The 6,320-nt window shown below is 71.7% G+C and carries 6 protein-coding genes; all 6 read right to left on the bottom strand.

What is annotated here, in order from left to right:
• Nucleotides 1-103 precede the first annotated feature (103 nt).
• The 6 genes from ACZ6YV_RS31370 to ACZ6YV_RS31345 are packed head-to-tail and all read right to left on the bottom strand — an operon-like array spanning nucleotide 104 to nucleotide 6,265.
• On the bottom strand, nucleotides 104-1,057 hold the full coding sequence (locus ACZ6YV_RS31370) for an NAD(P)H-dependent flavin oxidoreductase (protein WP_465513046.1): 954 nt from the start codon (nucleotides 1,055-1,057) through the stop codon (nucleotides 104-106).
• The gene (locus ACZ6YV_RS31365) at nucleotides 1,054-2,655 is read right to left on the bottom strand and encodes an AMP-binding protein (RefSeq protein WP_465513045.1); all 1,602 of its coding nucleotides are present in this window, start codon (nucleotides 2,653-2,655) and stop codon (nucleotides 1,054-1,056) included. Before ACZ6YV_RS31365 ends, ACZ6YV_RS31370 begins: the two co-directional genes overlap by 4 nt.
• Nucleotides 2,655-3,419 carry an enoyl-CoA hydratase/isomerase family protein gene (locus ACZ6YV_RS31360; protein ID WP_465513044.1) on the bottom strand — a complete coding sequence of 255 codons (765 nt, stop codon included), beginning with the start codon at nucleotides 3,417-3,419 and terminating at the stop codon, nucleotides 2,655-2,657. The genes ACZ6YV_RS31365 and ACZ6YV_RS31360 overlap by 1 nt, the downstream gene beginning before the upstream one ends.
• Nucleotide 3,420: 1 nt before the next feature.
• Entirely contained in the window at nucleotides 3,421-4,608 is a 1,188-nt protein-coding gene (locus tag ACZ6YV_RS31355; RefSeq protein ID WP_465513043.1) for a CaiB/BaiF CoA transferase family protein, read from the bottom strand.
• Nucleotides 4,605-5,330: an enoyl-CoA hydratase/isomerase family protein gene (locus tag ACZ6YV_RS31350; RefSeq protein WP_465513042.1), complete on the bottom strand. Its 726-nt coding sequence runs from the start codon at nucleotides 5,328-5,330 to the stop codon at nucleotides 4,605-4,607. Before ACZ6YV_RS31350 ends, ACZ6YV_RS31355 begins: the two co-directional genes overlap by 4 nt.
• On the bottom strand, nucleotides 5,327-6,265 hold the full coding sequence (locus ACZ6YV_RS31345; RefSeq protein ID WP_465513041.1) for a hydroxymethylglutaryl-CoA lyase: 939 nt from the start codon (nucleotides 6,263-6,265) through the stop codon (nucleotides 5,327-5,329). Before ACZ6YV_RS31345 ends, ACZ6YV_RS31350 begins: the two co-directional genes overlap by 4 nt.
• Between the last annotated feature and the right edge of the window lie 55 nt (nucleotides 6,266-6,320).

Genomic DNA, 6,320 nt, shown 5'->3' with positions numbered 1-6,320 from the left:
CATCGTCGGGGGCCTTAATTTAAATTCTGGACATCGCGGGGGGGGGGGCTTTTGGGACACGGTGTGGGGCTTTTTAAAGTCGCCTAACACCCCCAATAACCACTCACGACCGGAGCCGGTCCACAGCCGCGTAGTACTCCTCGACGATCCGCCGCACGATGTCGGCGGCGGGCAGGACGTCGGTCACCAGCCCGGCCGACTGGCCCGCTTCGACCTTGCCGTTCTTCAGGTCGCCGTCGAGCGCGGCGTCCCGCAGGGAGGAGGCCGTGAACGCGCCGCGTCGCTGTTCGAGGTCGGCCGCGGAGTTCTCGAGTTCGGTCATCCGGTCGGTGAAGTCGTTGGCCAGCGCGCGGATCAGGCCGAGGTCCCGGCCGACAGTGCGGGTCGAGTCGATGTCGGCGGCGACCACGGCGGCCTTGTAGTCCGGATGGACTGTCGCTTCGGTACTGGCGAGGAACCGGGTACCGAATTGGGCGGCGCCCGCGCCGAGCGCGAGCATCGCGGCGAGGCCCGCTCCGTCGGCGAGTCCGCCGGACGCGACGATCGGGGTGTCCGGCACGGCGGTGGCGACGGCGCGGGTGAGGATCAGCGTCGTGACGAGGCCGGACGGCGGATGTCCGCCGGCCTCGGCGCCGACCACGACGAGCCCGTCGACACCGGCGTCGACGGCCTTTTTCGCGTGCTCGGTTCCGGCGACCACGTGCAGGCAGGTCGTTCCGACGTCGTGGAAGCGGGCGAGGTAGCGTCGCGGGCCGCCCTGGGACGCGATCAGGACCGGCGGGCGGCGCTCGACCAGCAGATCGATCACCTCGTCGGCGCCCGCCCGGTACAGCGGCAGGTTCACCGCCCAGGGCGACTCGGTGCCGTCGGCCATTTCGTCGAGGGTGCGGGCCAGATCCGGCAGCCGCATCGGCCCGGCGGCGACGACCCCGAGCCCGCCGGCGTTGCTCACCGCGAGCGGCAGGGCCGAGCACGACGAGGCCCACGACATCCCTGCCTGCACGATCGGCAGGTCGATGTCCAGCAGCGCGGTGACCGGGGTCTGGATCCGCCTCATCGGGTGAGCCCGAGCAGGGTGCGGGCGTGCTCCGCGAGCTGGTTCTTCCGCACCTTCGAACTCGCCGTCATGCCGATGCCTTCGAAACCGTCGACGATCCGGAGATGGTGGGGCACCTTGAAACCCGCCATGTTCGCCTTCGCCCAGCGCAGAAGCTCGTCTTCGGTGACAGCCTCGGGCTCCCGGAGCACGACGAACGCGAACGGCACCTCGACCAGCCGCTCGTGCGGCACCCCGACCACCGCGGCCTGCCGCACAGCGGCGTGGCTGTGCAGGATGTCCTCGACGTCGGCGGGCGCGACGTTCTCCCCGCCGACGCGGATGATGTCCTTGGTGCGCCCGATGAAATGAAGCCTGCCGGAGCGGTCGAGGAGGCCGATGTCCCCGGTGGACAGCCAGCCGTCGGCGTCGATCGCGGCGGCGGTCTGCCCGGGGTCGTCGAGGTAGCCCTGCATGACGTTCCAGCCGCGGACGAGGATCGCGCCCGGGGTACCCGGCGCGCTGTCGTGATCGCCGTCGAGCGCGCGGATGCGGACCTCCACCCCGGGTTCGACGGCCATCGCGCCGGAGGCCCGGACCTTCTCGGGCTCCCACCAGCAAGACTGCGCGACGTTCGGAGACGCCTCCGAAAGGCCGTAGCCCGCGACGCATTCGCGGGCGCCGAGTTCGTCGATCACCCGCCGGATCACCGTCGGCGACGCCGCGACCCAGGCACCGCGCAGATGGAGTTCCCGCGTCGCGCGGTCGGGATGGTTGAGCAACATCATCGCGATGGTGTCATTGCCCGAAAAATGGGTGCAGCGCTCCTCTTCCAGGAGGCGCAAGGCTTCTCCCGCCTCGAATTTGGCCATGGCGACCAACGTGGTGGCGTGCTGAAGGCTGGCGAGCACCGACAGCGTGCTTCCGGCGACGTGGAAGAACGGACGGGCGCTGAGGAAGCGGTCGGCGGGGCGGAACCCGAGCCGGGCGCCGGAGAAGTACGCGTTCGCGCACATGTTCCGATGCGTGAGCAGGACACCTTTCGGCCGTGCCGTCGTACCCGAGGTGTACTGCACGAGCAGGACGTCGTCCGGTTCCGCGGTGGCCGGGACGTCGTCGCCGGCGGCGGCGAGGAACGCGGTCCAGGGCGTCACACCGTCCGGCACCTCTGCGCCCAGCACCACCACGGACGTCAGGTCGGGCAACGTGGCGCAGCGTCCGTCGGCGTCGAGGCCCAGTTCACGCAGCATCGCGATGAAGTCGACGCGCAGCACGCGGTCCGCGACGAAGAGCGTGGAAACCTTCGCCTTGCCCAGCATGTACTGGACCTCGCCCGCGGTGCACCGGGTGTTGACGGGCACGGTGACGGCACCGAGCGAGCCGATCGCGACGAACAGCGCCACCCAGTCGGGGCCGTTGCCGAGGCAGACACCGACGCGATCACCCCGTCCGACGCCGTGCGCCGCGAGCGCGGCCCTGATCCGCACGACGTTCCCGGCGAGTTCGCCGTAGGTGACGCGCGCTTCGGTGGTGACGACGGCCTCGACGTCCGGCGCGGTCAGCGCGGCACGCTCCAGCGCCTCGTGCGCGGTGAGCGGGCAGACGATGCGCAGGTCCATCACTCTTTCTCCTCGGACGTCGCGGCGGCTCGGAAGCGGTCGACGCCGTCACGCCAGTCGCCGGTACCCAGATTCTGCTCGATCGCGGCCATTTCGATGCGGATGCCGCGGTCGAGGTCGGTTTCGGTACCGAGATCCACCGCGCGTTTGGTCAGCGCGATGGCGCCCGGAGGTGCCTTCGCGATGTTCTGCGCTGTTTCGTACCCGACGCCGGTCAGTTCCGCAGGGGGAACGACGCGGACGACCAGCCCGAGATCGCGGGCCTCTTCCGCATCGACGGCGCGATTGGTGAACAGCAGTTCCTTGGCGCGGCGCGGCCCGATCGCCCTCGGCAGCCGCTGGGTGGCGCCGATCGTGCCCCAGTGCGGCTCGGGGAACCGGAACGTGGTGCCCTCGGCGGCGATCGCGAAATCGGCGGCGAGGGTGATCTCGCCTCCCGAGCCGACGACGGCCCCGTGCACCAGCGCGACCACCGGACGGCGGCAGGCCGCGATGGCGGCGTAGGCGGCGAACGAGGCCGCGCGGCGGCGGCGTACCCACGACGCGTCCTTGCCGGCGCGTTCCTTGAGGTCGGCTCCGGCGCAGAAGACCGGCCCCTGCCCGGAGAGCAGGACGACGCGGACCGATTCGTCGGCGTCGACCTCGTCGAAAGCTTCACGCAACTGCAGGCACAGGGGCAGGTCCACGGCGTTGCGGGCGCCCGGGCGGGCCAGTTCCACCCTGGCGATCCCGGCGGTGACGTCGAGCCGGATCCGCTCGTCCACTTCAGATCACTCCTTCGCCGCGCAGGGCGGCGATCTCGGCCGGGCCGAGGCCCACCTCCGCCAGCACGGTCTCGGTGTCGGCGCCCAGCATCGGCGGGCTCGCCAGGTCTTGTGGCTCCGCCCCGGTGTCCCGCAGCGGGGCGCGGATCGCGGGGAAGGTGCCTTCCGCGGGATGTGAGAAGGTGCCGACGACGCCGCGTGCCCGCGCGTGCGGGTCGTCCAGCGCGTCGCGGACGCCGCGTACCTCGCCCACCGGCACGTCGGCCGCACGCAGTTCGTCGACCAGCCCGCCGCTTGCACGGCCGGCGATCGCCGTGCGCAGCGCGCTCATCACCCGCTCCCGGTGGGCGACCCGGCCGGCGTTGTGCACGAGCGCTGCGTCGGACCCGAGTTCGTCGAGGCCCAGTACCCGGCACAGCGGCGCCCAGTGCTGGTCGCTGCAGCTGATGTGGACCCAGCGGCCGTCCGCGGCCTCGAAGGCGGCCGACGGGACGCGACCGGGGTGCTGGCTGCCGGTCCGCGCCGGATCCTCGTCGAGGGCGAACAGCCGGGCGGCGTTCAGCGCGTGCAGGCTGAGCTGGACGTCCATCATGGACACGTCCAGGTGGCGGCCGTGTCCGGTGGCACTCCGGCCCGCTAGCCCGGTCAGCGCGGCGATGACCACCCAGAGCCCCGAGGTCAGGTCCGCCACCGGGACCCCGGTCTTGACCGGCGGGCCGTCCGGTTCGCCGGTCATCGCCATGATCCCGGACAGGGCCTGGAAGACGGTGTCGTAACCCTTGCGGGAGCTGTCGGGCCCGGTCTGCCCGAACCCGGTGGCGGACACGTACACCAGGCCGGGGTTGCCCTCGGACAGTTCCTCGTAGCCGAGGCCGAGCCGGTCCATCGTGCCGGGCAGGAAGTTCTCCACGACGACGTCGGCCCCGGCGGCGAGGCGGCGGGCGACGTCGCGGCCGCGGGTGTCCTTCAGATCGAGGGTCACCGAGCGTTTTCCCCGGTTGACGGCGAAGAAGTAGGCGCTTTCCCCGGCCGGGAGCCGGGGTTCGAAGCCCCGGGTCTCGTCGCCGGACCCCGGCCGTTCGACCTTGATCACCGTCGCGCCCAGTTCGCCGAGGATCTGCGTGGCCATCGGGGCGGCCAGCACCCGGGAGAAGTCGAGCACGGTGATGCCTTCGAGCGGCGGCGTCATTTGCGGAACCCCCGCATGAGGGCGTTCACGTCCTGGCCGGCGCGCACGGCGGCGTCGGTCGGCAGGTCGGCGACCCGGTAGAACAGGTCTTTGGCGGCGCTCAGGGCCCGTGGCTCCACCGCCGCCCATCCGGTGGCGATCTCCAGCGCGGCGGGGAGGACGTCCTCGGCCTCGACGACCCGGTTGACCAGGCCGTGTTCGAACGCTTCGGCCGCGGTGAGCAGCCTGCCGGTGCTGATCAGCTCGAAGGCGAGCTTGCGGCCCAGGTGCCGCACCAGGCCGGTCATCACCAGCGCCGGGACGAGGGAGTGCCGTAGTTCCGGGTAACCGAAGCGCAGGTCGGTGCCCGCGACGACCATGTCGGCGCCGATCGCGAGGCCCGCGCCGCCGCCGACCGCCGCACCGCGGACCGCGGCGACGACCGGGGTGCCCATCCGTTGCATCCGGGTCTGGAGTCCGGCGGTCAGCGCCGCTCGCTCCAGCACCGCGTCGGGGTTTTCCGGAGTGAGGGCGGAGAACTCGGAAAGGTCCGCGCCGGCACAGAAGCCGCGACCGTTGCCGGTCAGCACCACGGCGCGGACGCCGGGATCGAGGTCGGCGGCGTCGAGCGCGTCCCGCAGAGCACGGGTGAGGGCGGTGTCGAGCGCGTTGAGCTTGGCGGGCCGGTCGAGGGTGAGGATCCGGACCCGGTCGCGGTCCTCGGTGAGCAGGGTTCCGGTCATCGTCGGCTTTCTCCTTGTGTGCGGGCGAAACCGGCTCGCGCGACCATGCTGTGCAGCGGGCGGCCGAGTGCCTTCTCGCAGGCGGCGGACGCTTCGGCGAGCGCGTCGAGGTCGAGTCCTGTTCGGACACCCATCGCGTGGAAGAGGTCGACGAGGTCTTCGGTGCAGACGTTCCCGGTCAGCCCGGCGCCGTAGCCGATCGACGCCGGGTGGCCGCCGACCCCGCCCATCGCGCTGTCGAAGTGGCGGCAGCCCGCGTCCAGCGCGGCCACCGCGTTGGCGATGCCCGCGCCCCGCGAGTTGTGGAAGTGCGCGATCAACGGCAGCCCGGGATGGTCCCGGCCGAGCCGCTCGAACAGGGAAGTCACCGTCTTCGGCGTCGCCACCCCGGTGGTGTCGCCCAGGGTGACCGCGTCGGCCCCGAGGTCGGCGAACCGTGCGACGTCCTCGGCGACCCGGCCCGGGTCGACAGCGCCTTCGAACGGGCAGCCGAACGCGACGGAGACCACGCCGATCAGGCGGAAACGCTTGTCCGCCAAGCTGATCATCTCTGCGACCCGCTCCCACTGGGCGGCGCGGGTGGTGCGCAGGTTCCGTTCGGTGTGGCTCTCGCTGGCCGAGACCAGCAGGCTCAGTTCTTGAGCCCCGGCGCCGCGATCGAGGTCGGCCAGCGCGCGCGTCACGGCGCGGGGGTTGGGGCACGTCGCCTTGAACGCCACGCCCGGCCGGTGGCTGAGGGCGGCGAGGACGTCGCTCGCGTCGGCGAACGCCGGGACGCGCCCCGGGTGGCTGTAGCTCGTCGCTTCGACGCGGGTGAACCCCGCGCGCACGAAACCTTCCAGCAAGGCGACCTTGGTCGCGGTGGGGACGAACGCGGGCTCGTGCTGCAGCCCGTCCCTGGCGAAGCACTCACAAATCGTGACCCCGTCGGTCATCGAGTCACCTCCTCGGTGACTCCAGAACTACCCGCCGGGAGTTGATAATGTCAAC

The sequence above is a fragment of the Amycolatopsis sp. NPDC102522 genome, from assembly GCF_055584485.1.
This window is presented reverse-complemented; position numbering and strand designations above follow the sequence as displayed.

What these genes read in the sequence shown, in the direction of transcription:
- ACZ6YV_RS31370 (WP_465513046.1), bottom strand. Translation starts at nt 1,057, where the DNA reads ATGAGGCGGATCCAGACCCCGGTCACCGCGCTGCTGGACATCGACCTG.
- ACZ6YV_RS31365 (WP_465513045.1), bottom strand. Translation starts at nt 2,655, where the DNA reads ATGGACCTGCGCATCGTCTGCCCGCTCACCGCGCACGAGGCGCTGGAG.
- ACZ6YV_RS31355 (WP_465513043.1), bottom strand. Translation starts at nt 4,608, where the DNA reads ATGACGCCGCCGCTCGAAGGCATCACCGTGCTCGACTTCTCCCGGGTG.
- ACZ6YV_RS31350 (WP_465513042.1), bottom strand. Translation starts at nt 5,330, where the DNA reads ATGACCGGAACCCTGCTCACCGAGGACCGCGACCGGGTCCGGATCCTC.
- ACZ6YV_RS31345 (WP_465513041.1), bottom strand. Translation starts at nt 6,265, where the DNA reads ATGACCGACGGGGTCACGATTTGTGAGTGCTTCGCCAGGGACGGGCTG.